This is a genomic window from Olleya namhaensis, assembly GCF_900114005.1.
GTDB classification, from domain to species: domain Bacteria; phylum Bacteroidota; class Bacteroidia; order Flavobacteriales; family Flavobacteriaceae; genus Olleya; species Olleya namhaensis.
Genome location: NZ_FORM01000001.1, coordinates 565,080 through 583,209, shown reverse-complemented (window position 1 = coordinate 583,209; position 18,130 = coordinate 565,080). Strand labels below are relative to the sequence as shown.

At 31.5% G+C, this 18,130-nt stretch carries 16 protein-coding genes; 3 read left to right on the top strand and 13 right to left on the bottom strand.

Going from position 1 to position 18,130, the window contains the following annotated elements; genetic code table 11:
* The first annotated feature begins 31 nt into the window (after positions 1 to 31).
* Positions 32 to 691, top strand: coding sequence for a uracil phosphoribosyltransferase (gene upp / locus BMZ09_RS02530; RefSeq protein WP_090837215.1), 660 nt, complete (start codon positions 32 to 34; stop codon positions 689 to 691).
* Here upp and BMZ09_RS02525 read toward each other — a convergent pair.
* Positions 680 to 1,603 (bottom strand): DUF6427 family protein, encoded by a 924-nt coding sequence (locus BMZ09_RS02525; protein WP_090837213.1) that lies wholly within the window; start codon positions 1,601 to 1,603, stop codon positions 680 to 682. The two genes, upp and BMZ09_RS02525, sit on opposite strands and share 12 nt — an antisense overlap.
* Before the next feature lie 46 nt (positions 1,604 to 1,649).
* On the opposite strand from BMZ09_RS02525, the gene BMZ09_RS02520 reads away from it, so the two are divergent.
* Positions 1,650 to 1,877 carry a DUF6341 family protein gene (locus BMZ09_RS02520; RefSeq protein WP_090837210.1) on the top strand — a complete coding sequence of 76 codons (228 nt, stop codon included), beginning with the start codon at positions 1,650 to 1,652 and terminating at the stop codon, positions 1,875 to 1,877.
* Between the two features lie 3 nt (positions 1,878 to 1,880).
* Here the strand turns inward: BMZ09_RS02520 and purD are convergent, their stop codons facing one another.
* Positions 1,881 to 3,152 carry a phosphoribosylamine--glycine ligase gene (gene purD / locus BMZ09_RS02515; protein WP_090837209.1) on the bottom strand — a complete coding sequence of 424 codons (1,272 nt, stop codon included), beginning with the start codon at positions 3,150 to 3,152 and terminating at the stop codon, positions 1,881 to 1,883.
* A 112-nt stretch (positions 3,153 to 3,264) separates the two neighbouring features.
* Here purD and BMZ09_RS02510 point away from each other — a divergent pair, with 112 nt between their 5' ends.
* Positions 3,265 to 4,572 carry a phenylacetate--CoA ligase family protein gene (locus BMZ09_RS02510; RefSeq protein ID WP_090837207.1) on the top strand — a complete coding sequence of 436 codons (1,308 nt, stop codon included), beginning with the start codon at positions 3,265 to 3,267 and terminating at the stop codon, positions 4,570 to 4,572.
* A 393-nt stretch (positions 4,573 to 4,965) separates the two neighbouring features.
* Here the strand turns inward: BMZ09_RS02510 and BMZ09_RS02505 are convergent, their stop codons facing one another.
* The 11 genes from BMZ09_RS02505 to BMZ09_RS02460 all read right to left on the bottom strand — a co-directional run bounded on the left by BMZ09_RS02505 (position 4,966) and on the right by BMZ09_RS02460 (position 17,800).
* Positions 4,966 to 7,653, bottom strand: coding sequence for a carboxypeptidase-like regulatory domain-containing protein (locus BMZ09_RS02505; protein ID WP_090837205.1), 2,688 nt, complete (start codon positions 7,651 to 7,653; stop codon positions 4,966 to 4,968).
* Between the two features lie 8 nt (positions 7,654 to 7,661).
* Complete coding sequence (locus tag BMZ09_RS02500; protein ID WP_090837203.1) at positions 7,662 to 8,378, bottom strand: GLPGLI family protein; 717 nt, start codon at positions 8,376 to 8,378, stop codon at positions 7,662 to 7,664.
* 56 nt (positions 8,379 to 8,434) lie between these two features.
* Entirely contained in the window at positions 8,435 to 8,596 is a 162-nt protein-coding gene (locus BMZ09_RS16135; RefSeq protein ID WP_177183497.1) for a hypothetical protein, read from the bottom strand.
* 460 nt (positions 8,597 to 9,056) lie between these two features.
* Positions 9,057 to 9,830, bottom strand: coding sequence for a glycosyltransferase family 2 protein (locus BMZ09_RS02495; protein WP_090837201.1), 774 nt, complete (start codon positions 9,828 to 9,830; stop codon positions 9,057 to 9,059).
* A 3-nt stretch (positions 9,831 to 9,833) separates the two neighbouring features.
* Complete coding sequence (locus tag BMZ09_RS02490) at positions 9,834 to 11,243, bottom strand: exopolysaccharide biosynthesis polyprenyl glycosylphosphotransferase (protein WP_090837199.1); 1,410 nt, start codon at positions 11,241 to 11,243, stop codon at positions 9,834 to 9,836.
* A gap of 6 nt (positions 11,244 to 11,249) precedes the next feature.
* Entirely contained in the window at positions 11,250 to 12,239 is a 990-nt protein-coding gene (locus BMZ09_RS02485) for a UDP-glucuronic acid decarboxylase family protein (protein ID WP_090837197.1), read from the bottom strand.
* Positions 12,240 to 13,538 (bottom strand): UDP-glucose dehydrogenase family protein, encoded by a 1,299-nt coding sequence (locus BMZ09_RS02480; RefSeq protein WP_090837196.1) that lies wholly within the window; start codon positions 13,536 to 13,538, stop codon positions 12,240 to 12,242.
* A gap of 140 nt (positions 13,539 to 13,678) precedes the next feature.
* Positions 13,679 to 14,710: a polysaccharide biosynthesis protein gene (locus BMZ09_RS02475; RefSeq protein WP_090837194.1), complete on the bottom strand. Its 1,032-nt coding sequence runs from the start codon at positions 14,708 to 14,710 to the stop codon at positions 13,679 to 13,681.
* Positions 14,703 to 15,848, bottom strand: a complete 1,146-nt coding sequence (locus tag BMZ09_RS02470; RefSeq protein WP_090837193.1) for a DegT/DnrJ/EryC1/StrS family aminotransferase — start codon at positions 15,846 to 15,848, stop codon at positions 14,703 to 14,705. The genes BMZ09_RS02475 and BMZ09_RS02470 overlap by 8 nt, the downstream gene beginning before the upstream one ends.
* Positions 15,838 to 16,407: a sugar transferase gene (locus BMZ09_RS02465; protein ID WP_090837191.1), complete on the bottom strand. Its 570-nt coding sequence runs from the start codon at positions 16,405 to 16,407 to the stop codon at positions 15,838 to 15,840. Before BMZ09_RS02465 ends, BMZ09_RS02470 begins: the two co-directional genes overlap by 11 nt.
* Positions 16,408 to 16,447: 40 nt before the next feature.
* A complete protein-coding gene (locus BMZ09_RS02460; RefSeq protein ID WP_090837190.1) occupies positions 16,448 to 17,800 on the bottom strand; it encodes an exopolysaccharide biosynthesis polyprenyl glycosylphosphotransferase in 1,353 nt (450 codons plus the stop codon).
* Between the last annotated feature and the right edge of the window lie 330 nt (positions 17,801 to 18,130).

The window sequence follows — 18,130 nt, the reverse complement described above, 5'->3', positions numbered from 1 at the left end:
AGTAACTTTACTTTTTAAAGATCCAATAGTCATGCATATTCATAATTTATCAAAAGAAAATTCTATTTTAAATCAATTTATTGCTGAAATCAGAGATGTTTCTGTCCAAAATGACAGCATGCGTTTTAGACGAAACATTGAACGTATTGGTGAAGTTTTGGGTTATGAATTAAGCAAAGCTTTAGAATTTGAAACGAGATCTATTACTACTCCTTTAGCAACTATAACAACAGAAACTCCAAAAAATGATGTTGTTTTATGTTCTATACTTAGAGCAGGCGTCCCATTACACAATGGACTACTTAACTATTTTGACAAATCAGAAAATGCTTTTATATCTGCATACAGACATCATTTAGACAGTCCAGAAAGTTTTGAAATTGTTGTTGAGTATCTAGCGTGTCCTGATTTAACAGGAAAAACACTAATTCTTGCAGATCCCATGTTGGCTACCGGACAATCTTTAATTGCAACTTATAAAGCATTAGAGCCTTTTGGAAAACCAAAAAATGTCCATATTGTAGCTGCTATTGGTGCAGAGCCTGGTGTCGCGTTTTTAGAAGAAAATCTACCAGAAGACACTAATCTATGGATTGCTGCAATAGATCAAAGCTTAAATAACAAAGGCTATATTGTTCCTGGTTTAGGAGATGCTGGAGACTTAGCGTTTGGTGCAAAATTACAACACTAATAACACGACTGGAATAATAATTAGTAGTCCTAAAAAGACTTCTTTAAACCATTTTTCCTCAATTGTTTCTATGTAGTTGGTAATAATAACTGCTAATGGTGCAAATAGGAACAAAAATTCGCTACCATTTTTTTGAGGTGCAAATACCGTTATTGCTGCAGCAAACATGCATGAAAAAAATAGTAATTTATAAGATGGCCTGAAGCTTCGCATTTTTTTTCTAATATCTTTTAGATAAAATAAAGACGACCATATCCCAAAAGAAAGCAACATGGTTATAACAGTTATAAACTGAAGTGAGTTATAATTACTAAAATCAAAATTAACTGCTGGGTTAATGTGTAGTGCTAAAAAATAATCATCATAAAAAATTATAGAATAGCAAATAGCCAAAACAGCAACTGCTGCCAAACCTATAAACGGAACCAAATAGTGTTTTACTGTGGTTTCAGAAAACAATAATAATGCGATAAATATTAATGGAAAAAATACAATTGCCCAAAAATAAAACAACGTCGCAACACCAATTAACAAACCTGTGTCAAACAATTTTTTAATAACTTCTTTCTTAGACCTAACACTAATTAAACGCCTCAAGGCTAACAATATAAAAAAGTTAGATACCATGATTTTGTAATCCGAAAACACCTGAGGTATAGCTAGAAAAAACAAAGCAAATAGTAAAATTTCGTAGTTATTTTGTTGTGATAATAGGTTTTTAGATACTATAAAATCAAGCACTAAAATTGACAAAAAAGCGATTAAAAAAATCCCTCCTAAAATCCAAATAACAGGTTCCTGACCTACTACATTTGGGTACTTAAAAGGCAACAATAAACAAGCAATTAGTGTAATACTAAAAACAATTAAAAAATTAATTGGTTTGGATTTGCTAAAAATAGTTGTAATCATTAACTCTTTTTGTATTTTTGTATTATAAATATACTATTATATAATTATGAAAGATTTTTTTGAAGCTATACAAAGCCTATTTGTTGACGTATTATTTGCTCCTTTTGACATGCTAAAAGCATTAGAATTAGAAAACTGGTGGGCAGCAAACTTTATGTCTTGGATTTTTATCACTATCGGATTTGTAGCTTTTGTATATTGGATGATCCAATTAAAAGGTTACGCAGCTAATAATGAAGAAGACAAAAGTATCTCTTCACACTCATATCTATAAAACTTATAGGTCAAACCCTATATCTTTTCTATAATACATCTTATCAAAGCTAAGTTTATCTATGCTTTGGTAAGATTTTTTTATGGCCTCTTCGTACGTGTTTCCATAACTAGTTACAGCCATAACACGACCTCCAGAGGTTACAATAGCGCCATCTTTATTTTGTGCTCCTGCATGAAACACAATAGAATCGGTTACGTTTTCTACTCCTGTAATTACTTTTCCTTTTTGATACGCTTCCGGATAACCACCAGACACTAGCATAATTGTAGTTGCTGCTCTTGGGTCTACCTCAATAGTAATTTGATCTAACGTTTGATTAGCAATAGCTTGAAAAACCTCAACTAAATCATTTTTAAGTCTTGGCAAAACGACTTCTGTTTCAGGATCACCCAAACGCACATTATACTCGATAACCTTAGGCTCATCACCTACTTTTATCAATCCAATAAACACAAACCCTTTGTATGGTAAATTGTCTTTTTGCAAACCAGCAATCGTTGGTTTAACCACTTGCTCTTCTACTTTATCTAAAAACGCTTGGTTAGCAAAAGGCACTGGAGACACTGCTCCCATTCCTCCTGTATTTAAACCTGTATCACCTTCTCCGATACGTTTATAGTCTTTAGCTGTTGGTAATACTTTATAGTTTTTACCATCTGTTAGTACAAAACAACTTAATTCTATCCCGTCTAAAAATTCTTCAATAACAACTTTAGTACTTGCTTCGCCAAACTTAGCATCTACAAGCATACTTTTTAATTCGGCTTTAGCCTCAATTAAATCATTTAAAATAACAACCCCTTTACCTGCTGCCAAACCATCTGCCTTTAATACAAAAGGAGGACTTAAAGTTTCTAAAAACGCATACCCATCTTCCACAGTTTCTTTATTAAAACTTTGGTAAGCGGCTGTCGGGATATTGTGTCTGTATAAAAACTCCTTTGCAAACTCTTTACTACCTTCTAAAGTTGCAGCTGCTTGTTGTGGTCCAATAACTGCCACATTTTTAAGTGCTTTATCTGCCAAGAAAAAATCATGAATACCTAATACTAAAGGATCTTCAGGACCAACCACTACCATGGTAATATTGTTGTTTAATACCACATCTTTTATCGCTTGAAAATCGGTTACACTAACAGGGACATTTTTTGCAATTTGTGCTGTTCCAGAGTTTCCTGGTGCTACAAAAAGTGAGTTACATTTTGGGCTTTGTTTAAGCTTCCATGCAATTGTGTGTTCTCTTCCTCCTGATCCTAAAATTAAAATATTCATCGTAGTAATGTTGTGTTGTTGTTGTTTCCACAAAAATAATTATTTAAAAGAATTTGATTGACTTTAAATCCAATAGTTTTTTATTTCTTTATTTTACAAAAAATATATTGCATTGAAACAATTTGAATGGTCTTTACGGTTAAAAGGATTCCCTGTTAATGAAGCTAAAAAAACACAGGCTATTATTGATGGGTTTACCAAAGCTGATTATGCCAACTATTTAAGCAAACAGTTGCAGGCTATTGTTGCGTTTCATTTAGAGCACACCCCTTTTTACAAGGTATTATGTGGCGATATAAACACTTCAGATTGGCATACATTACCTGTGTTGACTAAAACCGACTTACAGCAGCCTTTGGCTGATCGTTTGTCTGACAAATACACTGTAAAAACGGTACACAAACATAAAACATCAGGCTCTTCCGGAACCCCGTTTGAATTTGCTAAAGATAATTTTGCACATGCCATGACTTGGGTGACGTTTATGCAACGCTATAGTTGGTTTAATATTGACTTAAACACCTCTAAACAGGCGCGTTTTTATGGCATTCCGTTAGACACAAAAGCATATTATAAAGAACGGTTAAAGGATTGGTTAGGGAATCGGTTTCGGTTTTCAGTATTTGATTTGAGCGATGCTGCTTTAGACAAAGTACTGCACAAATTTATGCGTACTAAGTTTAATTACATTAACGGTTACACAAGTGCTATTGTACAATTTGCGAAATATCTAGAACGTAAAAACATTATTTTAAAAGACGTTTGTCCCACTTTAAAAGTTTGTATTGTCACTTCTGAAATGTTATTTGAAGACGACAAAAAATTGTTAGAAAAACAGTTTAATATTAGTATTGTTAACGAATACGGTGCAGCCGAATTAGGGTTAATTGCTTTTGAAGACAAAAACGACAATTGGATGGTTAACTCTAACCATTTATACATCGAAATATTAGATAACAACAATCAACCAGTACCTTTTGGTCAACCCGGAAAAATAGTAATTACAGACTTATACAACCGTGCACATCCCTTTATAAGATACGAGCTAGGCGATTTAGGGCAACTGTCCGCAAAAAGCACGTTACAGCATCCAATTTTAGAATCTTTAACAGGACGTACAAGTGACTTTATTTCGCTTCCAAGCGGAAAAATTGCAGCAGGCTTAACCTTTTATTATGTGACTAAAACCGTCATGACCAAAGAAGCTAATGTAAAAGAGTTTATAATTGAACAAATTGAAATTGATACCTTTAAAATTGATTATGTTGCTACCGAAGCCTTAAGTAAAACGCAGCAAAAAGCAGTACAATTAGCTGTAGATAAGTATTTGGAACCTAATTTAAATTTGATTTTTGCACAGAAAGCTGTTTTAGAACGGGAAGTTAGTGGTAAACTGAAACAGTTTAGGTCTGGATTTTAAGCCCTTAGGTATTGAAAATAAAAACACAAGCAGATAATATACTTCTAGGGCTATTGAACTGTATTTACATGATACATAAGTACTATAAAAGCATGTCTAACCAGTATTTAATTTGATATCAAACATCAAATAAACACAGTGTGTCAACCAAAAATTAAAATACTAGCGCTAGTTAAAATTAAAATGCGTCAAAAATTGGTTTTTTAATGACTAAATCAAACGAGTTTCTAATTGACAAAGCTAAACTATGTTTTTTCTTACAGATAGCTAATAAATTAATCGGTTTTTTTATGCCTTTTGTCGAAAACATGCTGTTTCGCTCAATTCTTGCTGTGGTAAAAACCGCACTTTGGTGTTTTTTAAGTGTTTACAACCGTAATTACTGTGTTTTTCCTACAATTTGTAAGCTACTTTAAACATGATAATTCTTGGTAAAATAAAAGATTGACTATCCTGAATCAAAAAGTCACTAAAGTTATTGGTTTGTCTAAATTTAACATCAAAAATATTAGTAGCACTAAGCTCAAAACCCCACGGACTATCTTCGGTTTGATAAAACAAGCTGGCATTAGCCATATCAAATTGATTGGTGTTGTTTGTTGTTTTGTTATTAAAGGTATCTAAGCTGTAGTCTGCTTTAAAAATAAAGTTGTTTAAAAAATCATATTCTAAATTGGTAAAAAAACTGGTGTTTAAAAATTGAGTAAGATTTCCTCTAGATTTATAATTACTAGTGACATACTTATAACCAACCTCAATATTGGGATGGTTTTTAAAATTGGTTTCTAAGCTTAGCGTATTATTAAAATCTTTAGAACTATTTAAACTAGTATTTTGATTTACAATTTGATAGTAATCATTATAACTCCATCTAGAATTAAATTTCAGCTTTAGCTTTTTAATACTTTTAGAAATACGACCGGATACATTAACAGTTTGCTCTGGCTGATCAAACATAACAGATGTACTAAACTGCTCGATACCCTGTAATTGTATTGTGTTTTTTATGCTTTTTATACGCTTATTATACGTTGTACTTAGGTTATAATTTAACCCTCTAAACAAACTAAATCTATGATAACTAATACTTGCCGAATGGAATAATGTGTTGCTTAAATTAGCATCCCCTTTATAGACGCTATTAAAATTGTTTAACACAAAATTATTAGCGATCCTGTTAACAGCAGGAAAAGTAGCATCTAGCTTGTATTTTACACTTATTTTCTCAGAATTACTAAATTCTATTTTACTTGTAAATTGCGGTAATAACAACGTTTTAGAGTTAGCATTACGATTGGAAAAGGCATTGAGTTGCCAGTTATAAAAATGAAGATATGCTGCAGGCTTAAATGTCGCAATCCCTATTTGAAACTTGTACTCCAAGCCTAAATACGTATCTATTAAATTATAATGCAACCGATTATTAAAACCGGCAGTTTCAAAATTATTAATAGTCCCATCACTAAGCTGTTGTAAATCTGTAGTATTAAAACTATTAAATGCTGCATTTATACCCAAAGACATGTAAACGTGATTAAAATTATTTAGCACCCAATAGTCTTTTAAAATAGTATTGACACTATTGGTATTTACTGTTTTAGTCTGCTTTATATTATAATTTATATCCGTTTGCAAGGGTATTAAACCCTGTAATATTTGTTGGTCCGTCAACCAATTAGTTATAGGCTGATCGTTTTGATAACTATATGTACTTTGCAACGTTGCAGTGTGCGTTTTAGATAGCTTCCTGCTATAACTTAGATTTTGCTTTAGATTTAATCCTGTAACATTGTTAGTGGTGCTAATGGTATTATCCTGTGATGGATTAATAGTATTTATTACCCCTAAACCTTTGTTATTAGTCACTTTTACTACCGTGCTTACATTTAGGTCTTCTTTTACGGTTGGCTTATACTCTAAAGTTACTTTTCCTATTGTAAAAAAATTATCCAACGCATTGTTAGCAAAACGTTGCTCCGTAAATGGTTGATCAATGTTTTGATAGGTATTTAGGGTATTACTTGCTGTCGTGTTTTTTTCGTTATTAACAATCGCGTAAGCACTTAAATCTGTAGCAGCGTTAATGGATTGCCTGATGTTAAATGCCCCAAATTGGTTGGTGCTAGACTTATAGTCTTGATTATCTAAAAACTGCGCAAAATCGCTGCGATATAGTTTAAAATAGCTTCCTGCATCCGTTAACAACTTACCAATACCACCTTCAAACTCTAAATAGTCTTTTATGGTAAAACTTTTAACCCCTGTGTTATTAAGATCACCAATAACGTTAACATTGGTTTTGGGGCTGTAATAAAAAACACTTGGGTGCAACACATAGCGGTCTTTAATACCTGCACCAGCCTCTATGTCTCCAAACATAAAGTTTTTTTTGTCCTCTTTTAATTTGATATTTAAAGCCATGTCATCGCTATCTTGCAAACCTTTTAACATAGCCACATCACTATAGTTGTCTAAAACCTCAACTTTATCTACTGCATCCGCAGGAATATTATTAATTGCTAATTTACTATTACCCGTAAAAAAGGTTTTATTCTCCACTAAAACTTTAGTGACTTTAGTACCATTAACCGTGACATTACCGCTACGATCCACGTCTACACCTGGTAATTTTTTAAGGACATCCTTAAGTTTACGCTCTTCGCCTGTTACAAATTTATCCGTTAAATAAATAATAGTATCCTTTTTTACCACCATTGGCGGTGTATACTTTATAGTCACCTCATCTAATTGGTTTAGATTTTCTTTTAAAACGATATCTTTGAAGGTGTCTTTTTCTAAATTAAGATCTTCAATATTGGGTAAAAACCCTAAATAACTTGTTGTGACGGTATAATTTTGATTTTTTTGTAACTTTAAGTTATAAACCCCATCCTGATTTGTGATTGCAAAAGTAACATCTACACCGTCTGCACTTGGCACTGCTAATAGATTAGCATATTGCAAGGGTTGCTGTAAACTGTCCAAGACTTTACCTTGTATGGTAATGGTTTGGGCTTGTAGAGAAAATCCTGCTGTTAGAAGCAGGAATATTACAACATTGAACTTAAGGTTACAAACCATATCTCTAATTAATTTCTAGACATATTTGTAGCTTTTTTAACTACTTTATTAAACTCAATTTGAGAGATGTTTTTTCCTTTTTTGGGTAATTCTATTTTTATTTGATCATTACTAAATGAAATAGATTTTAAATAAGTCACAATACGTCCCTTTGTTAATTCCATAATTAATCCAGGTAAACCAGCATAACCTTCAGGTCCAGAATTAATATTTATTTCTGGAGTATACCAAGCAACAACCTCAACCTCGACATCTCCCCTTCTAGTTTCTACTATTTCTTTTTTTGTAGCTTTAAAACATTTGTAACTACCTACGTTTTTTGACTCTTTAGTTAACGTCCAACTGTTTATTGTGTCTTGTGATTTTACCAAAAAAATTTCTCCTAAAAAATCTTTTCTTATAACAGTCTCTTTGGTATTTAAATTAAAATAAATATCACCCTGGATCCCTGCTACAATTCTTGCCATTTTCAATCCCATTCCATCAACCTCCGATGATTCCAAAAAAACATTCTCTTTAAATAGAGTAAAATGCTTATTAAAAGATAGTTGATATTCTAATTTAGACAAATTCTCTTCCATTAATTTTATATGCCCTTTTACCTCTACAGAAACATTAGTTTCTTCAGTAATTGACTTTTTTAAATAAATAGCTATACCATTTTCGCTTTGTCCAAAGCAAACAAATGAGTAAAAAAATAAAAATATAATTATATTGATTTTCATATATAAATGAGTAAAAAATATTGACTGACCTATAAAGATCAGTCAATATTTTATTTTTAATTATTAGCTATACAATCATCAAAAAGTTGCTCAAACACATAATACTCAGTTTCATGATCCATATTATAAATTTGACCTATCGCAGTTGCTGCATTGTTAGCTAATGTAAAACAGTCTTTTTTAACTTCAAACGCCCCTTGTTCTTGATTTGATGCCATACTCATCATAAAAACCGCAACAAAAGTTATTCCTAATAATTTTTACATAATTTCTAAAATTTTAAATCAGTATTTTATTTTAACTGATTGGTTAATAATTTAATAATTAGCCGATAAAATTTAGTCGAGAGGATTAATTAATAGTTAGTCTTCTATCAATTAAAATAGTAATGTTAAGTCGAAATAAAAATAAAAAAAATAGCGATAGTTAAAACATTAATGCTGTGTAAAAAAAGATAATTTGCTCGACTAAAAACAAACCCTCTTTTTATAACACAAATCGAAACTAGGAATTATATTACAAAAAAGCTTTTTCTTAACCGCTTTTTTCTTACATTTTATCGAAAACAACCCAAAATACTCATTTTGTACTGTGGTAAAAACCGCACCTTGCTGTTTTTGATGCTATTACGGTTGTAAAACGTGATGTGTTTTTGTGATTTATGGAGTGCTTTTTAATTTACTTTGTAGATACAATCAATTTTGATTTAACAAAAAACTGCTCCCTTATAAAAATAAGCATTCGGTATAAAGATTTAAAAGTAGAAAAACCTAATCCTTTTTTATATACCCAATAATTATGCTGCAACAACTCTATTTTATTTGAAGACATAGAGTCGGGTCTAACACGATAGTAAGCCAAAGACTCCTGAATACCCAGAGCAGGTTTACCGGACTTTTTAATGGCAGACAACCATAATAACCAATCTTGACGTTTACGTAGGTTAGGCGCCATTATTTTGCCTAATATTTTAGCATTATAAACACCTGTTAGGTTACCAATGTAATTGGTTTTTAAATATTTGTTATAGCTAAGCTTTGGTAATACTTTGACTAATTTATGAAGCGGTTTGCTATACTGATCAATTTGCTCATAACTAGTGTAAGACACTGCGCAATTATTAGCTAACATAAACTTAATTTGAACTTCCAATTTATTAGGCTTCCACAAATCGTCAGCATCCAAAAAAGCAATAAAATCTCCACTAGCAGCAGTAATCCCTTTGTTTCTGGAGACTGCCGCACCAGCATTGGTTTGGTTTTTTAAGACTATAATATTAGAATACTTATTACTGTACTTATTAGCTAATGCTAGAGTATTATCTGTAGAGCAATCGTCTATTAATAACAACTCCCAATTAGAATAGGATTGATTTAATATACTAGCTACTGTTTCCTCTAGAAAGTCTTCTGAGTTATATATTGGTGTTATTATGGAAACTAATGGTGTCATTTATTAATAAGCTTCTTTCTGACCTCTAAAAACATTAATCATAGTTTTAAAAATGATTTTAATGTCTAATACTAGCGACCAGTTTTCGATATAATAATTATCAAATTTAATACGATTAATAATGTCTTCGTCATTTTTAATTTCGCCTCTAAACCCTCTTATTTGAGCTAATCCAGTAACACCTGGTTTTACGTTATGTCTAAAGATAAAATTATACTTATCAATTTTTTTAGAGTAGTCGTCCGTGTAAGATAACATATGAGGTCTAGGACCAACCACACTCATATCTCCTTTTAAAACGTTATAAAATTGAGGAAATTCGTCTAAACTAGTATGACGTAAAAACTTCCCGATTTTGGTAACTCTACTATCATTTTTAGTAATATAAGTCCCTTCTACTTCTTTATTAATTTTTAAAGATCTAAACTTATAACAATAAAACTCTTTATAGTTTATACCATTACGTTTGTGCTTATAAAATAATGGTCCTTTAGATTCTAACTTAATTAAAACAAACAAAATAGGTGTTAACCAAGACAAGATTAACACAAGAATTAGTAAAGCAAAAATAACATCAAAAAGGCGCTTTATAAATTTATTAAAGTCATTATTTAAAGCCACTTCAGGCATTGACAAAATAGGCAAGTAATTGTAATAGTCAGTTTTTAATCTTTTGGTAAGTAGCTTATTGGTTGTAGGTATAAATTTAATATTACAGTGATTAATCTCTGCATACTTAACGTAATCATTAACTTGTTTTTCTGTTAACTCGTCAATTGCACAATAGATTTCGTCAATTCCTTCGTCTTCATTTAAAAACTTAAAACTCTCTTCTATATTACCAGTAAACTCGTGATTATCAGAATTAGCAAATATCCCCTTAATACTATACCCTAAAGCTTTACGTTTTGTAAACAACTGCGTCAATTCTTGCGCACCTTCACCTTTTCCAATAATAACAACACGTCTTACATTACCACTTAAAAATGTACGGAACGACTTTAAGCCATAAAAACTTACTAATTTAACGGTACTAATCCCCACAAAACAGGACAACAAATACTCTAATGTTGTGTACGATTGTACATCAATACTTCTAAACACACCCATAAAAGCATATACTATTATTGTAAATGCTAAGCACTGTTTAATTATAACTGAAAAAATATTAATGGGTGATGTGTACCTATAAACTTCGTAAAATTTTAGAAAGGACGAAGATGCCAACCAAAGAATAGTGACATATATAAAGTATAATACATGTTTATTATTAAATAAATCTATCGTAAAATAATCAAGTTTTGATTGATTAAAATTGAAAAAGTAAAACGCTAAACCATTAATGACTACAAGATCAAAAATAATAAGAAAAGGTCTTAGCAACCAAGAGTACCTTCCGCGTTTATACTCCATAAGCTATTACTTGTTATAGTTTGAAAAATCTTTATGCTCGCTTTTATGTAGTTCTGCTTCAGTTAAATTTTTAAAGTAATCATACGTTTTTTTCATCCCTTCTGCTCTACCTACTTTCGGCTCCCAACCTAATAGGTTTTTAGCCAAAGTAATGTCTGGTTGACGTTGCATTGGATCGTCTACAGGTAAATCTTTATATATCACCTTTTGAGTTGTTCCTGTTAGGCTAATAATCTCTTCTGCAAAATCTTTAATTGTAATTTCGTGCGGGTTACCAATATTAACAGGGTTTGCATAATCACTTAATAACAATCTATAAATACCTTCTACCTGATCTGTAACATAACAAAATGAACGTGTTTGAATACCATCTCCAAAAACAGTCAAATCTTCTCCACGAAGTGCTTGCCCCATAAATGCTGGTATTACACGACCATCATTAAGTCGCATTCTTGGTCCGTATGTATTAAAGATTCTGACAATACGAGTCTCTAATCCATGAAACCTATGGTAAGCCATGGTTATAGACTCTTGAAAACGTTTAGCCTCATCATAAACACCTCTTGGTCCGATAGTGTTTACATTTCCATAATAATCTTCTGTTTGAGGATGTACTAATGGATCTCCGTAAACTTCAGAAGTTGATGCTATTAGTAACCTTGCTTCTTTTGCTTTAGCTAAACCTAATAAATTATGCGTCCCTAAACTACCCACTTTAAGTGTTTGGATAGGAATTTTTAAATAATCTATTGGACTTGCAGGAGATGCAAAATGAAGGATATAATCTAAATCCCCTTCTATATTTATAAAATTTGTAACATCATGCTGAATAAAAAGAAAGCTTGAATTTGAAGACAAATGCGCTAAATTTTTTGAGTCCCCTGTTATAAAATTATCCATTCCGATAACAAAATACCCTTCGGCAAGAAACCGATCGCATAAATGTGACCCTAAAAAACCTGCTGCTCCTGTAATTAAAACTCTTTTTTGACTCATTTATCTTCCTATTGACACATATTTAAACCCTTCGTTTTTGACGTCTTTAACATCGTACAAATTACGACCATCAAAAATGGTTGGGCTTGACATTACCGTTTTCATTTTACTAAAATCTGGTGTTCTAAAGATACTCCACTCTGTTGAAATAATTAAAGCATCAGCGTTTTTTAGCGCATCGTACATACTATCTGCAAAGTTAATTTTATCTCCTAATTTACGTTTAACATTTGGCATAGCCTCAGGATCAAATGCGGTAATATTACAACCCGCTTCTAAAAGGGCATCAATCATGTATAATGATGGCGCTTCTCGAATGTCATCTGTTTCTGGTTTAAAGGCTAATCCCCAAACAGCTATGTTTTTTCCTTTTAAATCATTATTAAAATGAGATTCTATTTTAGGAATTAACACCAATTTTTGTCGTGCATTAACGTTAATTACTGCATCTAATATTTTAAAGTTATAATTGTTATCTAATCCAGATTTATGAAGTGCTTTTACATCTTTTGGAAAACAGGATCCTCCGTAACCAATTCCTGGAAACAAGAAACGTTTACCAATTCTAGAGTCTGTACCCATACCAATTCTAACCTTGTCTACATCTGCACCTACTTTTTCGCAAAAGTTAGCAATCTCGTTCATAAACGTGATTTTAGCTGCTAAAAACGAGTTAGACGCATACTTGGTTAGCTCTGCCGACTTTTCATCCATAATAATTATTGGATTACCTGACCTCACATAGGGCTTGTAAAGCTTTTGCATAAGCGCTGTGGCACGATCACTACTTGACCCCACAACGATGCGTTCTGGCTTTAGAAAGTCGTCTACAGCAAATCCTTCTCTTAAAAATTCTGGGTTAGATACGACATCAAAATCTACTTTTGCGTGTTTGGCTATCGCTGCTTTTACTTTATCTGAAGTACCTACTGGAACAGTACTTTTATCTACAATGACTTTGTAATCTTTAATTAACTTTCCGATGTCATCTGCTACACCTAGAATATATTTTAAATCAGCAGATCCATCTTCGTCTTCAGGCGTGGGTAATGCTAAAAATATAATATCACCGTGCTCTAAACCTTCTTCTAAATTAGTTGAAAATTTAAGTCTATTGGCTTTAATGTTTCTTTCAAACAATACATCCAAATGAGGCTCGTAAATTGGCACCTCTCCAGCTTGCATTTGTTTTACTTTATCTTGATCTATGTCTATACAAAGTACTTCGTTACCTGTTTCGGCCAGACATGTTCCTGTCACTAAACCTACGTAACCTGTACCAATTACTGCTATTTTCATTGACTAATTTCTTATTTTATGAAATTCTATAATACTTGCAAAACCTAGAGTTATGAAAAATTCATGATAAAAGGTAACATTGCAACAACAGCAAATATAAAATAAACCTCTTATACTAGTAATATTTTCTAAGATTATGTTTAATCTAAGCTTTCAAATTCAGAGTTACGACTTTTAAACGTTTTTAAAATTGATTTAAGATACTGAACAACCTCTATATCATTTTGCTGGGCAACTATATTTTGAAGCGTTTTAAACGCTTCTGTTATCTCTTCAAACGATAACGTTTCTGTACCTTTAATTAAATAAATTTCAGGATGTTCTGTTTTTTCAAGACTTGCCTGACGACCTACTAAGGTTTCATGTAATTTTTCGCCTGGTCTGAGTCCTATAATTTCAATATCTACTTGCTCTTCGTTTAAGTTTAACTCGCTAATTGTTTGTTTAGCAATACTAAGAATAGATTTTGGAGCGCCCATCTCTATCAAAAACACACTACCACTAATAGCAAATTTCAAGCTTTCTATAGCAAGAGATACAACTTTTGAGACATTAATAAAGTACCTGGTCGCGGCTACATCTGTTAATGTCAGTTTTTTATTAAATAATAACTGTTCTTTAAACAAAGGTATTACAGATCCATTAGACCCTATAACATTACCAAATCTTAAAGTTACAAATCTTGTTGACTGCATGTACTGCTTACTTAAGGCACCAATATATTTTTCTGCCAACAATTTAGTAGCTCCCATTACATTTGCTGGCTCCACTGCTTTATCTGTAGATACAAATAAAAAATTTTTAACATTGTATTTAATGGCTCCATCGGCTAGTATTTTGGTTCCAATACAATTTACTTCTACCCCTGGAATTGGACTTTTTTCTAAAACGGGCACATGTTTGTATGCTGCAGTATGAAAAACAAAATCAATCTTGCTATTAGCAAATAACTTTTCAATAAGTGATTTATTTGTAATACTTCCCAGAACAAATTCTATTTGTGTAACAATTGGGAGTTTTAATCGCAATACCTGTTCTAATTTAAAAAGAGGTGTTTCCGCATTGTCTAATAAAATAAGTTTAGATGTTTTTTTTTGAATTATAAAGTCTGCCAAAGCAGAGCCTATTGATCCTGCAGCACCTGTTATTAAAACACATTTATTATTAAACATTACTATATTGTTTGAAAAATTTAGCAAAAACTTCGGCTATAAAAAGCCTGTTTTCTGGAGACAAATTAGACCCCGAAGGTAAGCAAACACCTTGATTATACAAACCAGCACTAACTTGACTTCCAAAATAGAGATTATTTTGAAAAACAGGTTGCAAATGCAAAGGCTTCCATAAAGGTCTGGCTTCTATATTATGTATCGTTAAATAGGCTATGAGATCAAGGTTTGTGTAACTTGCTTCAGTACTAACCAAAATACATGTTAACCAATAATTAGAATTAAAATCGGTATTGACCGATTTAAAAACATAAATATCATTATTATCCTTAAATAATTTTTGATAAAACGAATGATTAAAACGACGCTGAGTAATGCGCTTATCAAGAACCTCCATCTGGCCTTTACCAATAGCTGCGCAAACATTACTTAACCTATAATTATAGCCTACTTCTTCATGTTGGTAATGCACTGCTACTTCTTTTGCTTGCGTAGCGTAAAAAAGCACCTTCTCTTTATCTTTTTTGTTACGACTAACTATTGCACCACCCCCAGAAGTCGTTATAATTTTATTTCCATTGAAAGAGAATATTGAAAAATCTCCAAATGTCCCGCACTTTTGCTTTTTGTACTCGGAACCTAAAGCCTCAGCTGCATCTTCAATTACTGGAATATTATAAAATGAACCTATTTGTAAAATCTCATCTATTTTAGCCGGCATACCATAAAGGTCAACAAAAATAATAGCCTTCGGTTTCTTATTAACCCTTATACATTCCTTTATAGCTTCCTCTAAGTATTTAGGACACATATTCCAAGTTTCTGATTCGCTATCAACAAAAACAGGTGTTGCTCCTAAATAAGTGATTGGATTTGCAGTTGCTACAAAGGTAAAACTTTGACACAAAACAATATCGTTTTGTTTAACACCTAATAATTTTAAAGCAACGTGTATAGAAGCTGTCCCGGAATTTAAAGCTGTCACAAAATTAGACCCTTCTAAATAATCTTCAATAGCATATTCAAAATCAAAAATATGAGGTCCAACAGGCGCAATCCAATTATCCAAAAAAGCCTGATTAACATAATCTAGCTCTTTATCCTCGACATGTGGAGATGACAACCAAATTTTAGAATTCATATTTTATATAAAAAGTTTTAACAAGATAATAAATATCTTGTTTAAAACTCATTTCTTTTACATACTTAGTATTTAGCGCAATCTTTTTGGGCCAGATAATATTCTTATTATAAAACTCTGGATTACTTTGTTTAGCTAGTAACACTTCTTCATTTCTGAAATATATAGTTGCTGGTCCTGTAATACCCGGTTTTACAGAAAGAATGATAGCATCACCCCCTTGAAGCGTGTCCGCAAATCCAGAAACATCTGGTCTAGGACCAACAAAACTCATATCTCCAATAAGCACATTAAACAATTGCGGGAGCTCATCTAATTTATAACGACGTAAAAAGGCTCCAATCTTAGAAATAGATTGATTGCTTCGATACGTTTTTAATTTATAAATAATGAATGACTTATTACGATAACCTATTCTACTTTGAACAAAAACACCTAATGACTTAGTATCTAAACTTGCCACTAAAATCAAAATTAAGAGAAACCAAGAAAAAAGAATCAAAAGAATCAATGAAACTACAAAATCACAAAATCTTTTAATGCATTTATAAAATTTCATAATTTAATTTCAATAAAAATCAACTGTATTCAAAAATAAGCTAATACGCTTTTTCTTCGCCTTTTACAGCATTCATAAAAGTTTGGATTACAATTTTAATATCCATTAGCAATGACCAGTTTTCAACATAAAAAATATCAAAACGAACGCGATTAACAATATCATGATCTGTTTCTATTTCGCCTCTAAAACCACTTACCTGAGCTAAACCAGTAATACCCGGTTTTACCAAATGACGTACCATAAATTTATCTACTTTTTTAGAGTACAGCGTAGTATGACTTATCATGTGTGGCCTAGGACCTGCTACAGACATATGCCCCAAAAACACGTTAAAAAACTGTGGTAACTCATCAATACTAGTTTTTCTAATAAATTTACCAATCTTGGTAATACGCATATCATTTTTGGTAGCCTGTTGTAAGTTTGCACTTTCATTAACCGCCATAGATCTAAATTTAAAACATTCAAATTCAGAATGACTAAAACCACTTCTGGCTTGTTTAAAAAACACTGGCCCCTTTGACTCTAACTTAATTAAAATAGCGATAATTGGAGTTAGCCAAGACAAAACAAACACAATTATTAACGAAGAAAAAACAACATCAAAAATACGTTTGACAACCTTATTTACAGGATCGTCTAACGGAATTTCACGTAATGACAAAATTGGAATATAATCGTAATACTCGTATTTTAATTTTTTAGTAAAAACCTCTTTATTATCCGGAATAAATTTAAGCTCTCTCAGATTATTATCCGCAAAATTAACTAATTTATTTATCTGACTATTAGACAACTCAGAAACAGAAAAATATATTTTATCAATTTGATTATCTAAGATATACTTAAAACATTTGTCTAAAGAAAAAGTCTCAGACCTTGTGTTAAATTGCTTACTCAACTCATACCCAAAATCTAATCGATTCTTGAAAATTTTTATAAGCTGATTAGACTTACTGTTTTTTCCAATAACAACAACTTTTCTAATATTACCTTTAAATACTGATCTATATTTTAATAACAACAAATACGTTAAAAGTTTAAAAACAAAAATTAAAGCAAAGGTTACTCCAAAATAAAACGCTAAATAGGAACGACTTATATTAGGTTGTTTAAAAAAACCTATAAAAGCATATAACACTAATGCATAAATTGACATCTGTGAAAACACAAGACGTACAACACCAATCATTTTAGTACTACGTTGTATGTTATAAAAACCTGTTCTAAAAGCAATTAACAACCAAAAACAGAAACTGTATGCTATAAATATATAAAGATTCGTGATTTTTAACGGGAATAAAAATATTGAAAATATTATAATACAGATATCTACACCAAAGACAATTGGTTTGATAAATCCAGAAAAACGATGTTGTTTATGATTCACTTTGTTACATAAATATTAAACAAGTCCAAGTTAAGAACAAGTTATTAAACTCTATTAAAAAAACACTTTAAAACACTAACTTTAAAAAAACCATGCTTAAGTATCGCCTGGTTTAAATTTTTAAAATCGACTTTTTAAGAAAGATTAATATATAAATGTCTAAGGAGCTGGTTAAGTCGCATTTGCATGATTATTTTCATAAAGATTTGGTACCTATTATTAATATAGCACGACAAATATAATAAACTATTGTCAGATTTTACGACTATCCTAACAAATGAAATACAGAATGCAATTATTGCATCTTATAAAGCTTGAAACTTTATGGCT

Bases quoted from the DNA above. Each gene is read 5' to 3' on its own strand.
- BMZ09_RS02505 (WP_090837205.1), bottom strand. From the start codon at position 7,653: ATGGTTTGTAACCTTAAGTTCAATGTTGTAATATTCCTGCTTCTAACA.
- BMZ09_RS02495 (WP_090837201.1), bottom strand. From the start codon at position 9,830: ATGACACCATTAGTTTCCATAATAACACCAATATATAACTCAGAAGAC.
- BMZ09_RS02525 (WP_090837213.1), bottom strand. From the start codon at position 1,603: ATGATTACAACTATTTTTAGCAAATCCAAACCAATTAATTTTTTAATT.
- BMZ09_RS02485 (WP_090837197.1), bottom strand. From the start codon at position 12,239: ATGAGTCAAAAAAGAGTTTTAATTACAGGAGCAGCAGGTTTTTTAGGG.
- upp (WP_090837215.1), top strand. From the start codon at position 32: ATGCATATTCATAATTTATCAAAAGAAAATTCTATTTTAAATCAATTT.
- BMZ09_RS16135 (WP_177183497.1), bottom strand. From the start codon at position 8,596: ATGGCATCAAATCAAGAACAAGGGGCGTTTGAAGTTAAAAAAGACTGT.
- BMZ09_RS02520 (WP_090837210.1), top strand. From the start codon at position 1,650: ATGAAAGATTTTTTTGAAGCTATACAAAGCCTATTTGTTGACGTATTA.
- BMZ09_RS02490 (WP_090837199.1), bottom strand. From the start codon at position 11,243: ATGGAGTATAAACGCGGAAGGTACTCTTGGTTGCTAAGACCTTTTCTT.
- BMZ09_RS02500 (WP_090837203.1), bottom strand. From the start codon at position 8,378: ATGAAAATCAATATAATTATATTTTTATTTTTTTACTCATTTGTTTGC.
- BMZ09_RS02475 (WP_090837194.1), bottom strand. From the start codon at position 14,710: ATGTTTAATAATAAATGTGTTTTAATAACAGGTGCTGCAGGATCAATA.
- BMZ09_RS02465 (WP_090837191.1), bottom strand. From the start codon at position 16,407: ATGAAATTTTATAAATGCATTAAAAGATTTTGTGATTTTGTAGTTTCA.
- purD (WP_090837209.1), bottom strand. From the start codon at position 3,152: ATGAATATTTTAATTTTAGGATCAGGAGGAAGAGAACACACAATTGCA.
- BMZ09_RS02480 (WP_090837196.1), bottom strand. From the start codon at position 13,538: ATGAAAATAGCAGTAATTGGTACAGGTTACGTAGGTTTAGTGACAGGA.
- BMZ09_RS02470 (WP_090837193.1), bottom strand. From the start codon at position 15,848: ATGAATTCTAAAATTTGGTTGTCATCTCCACATGTCGAGGATAAAGAG.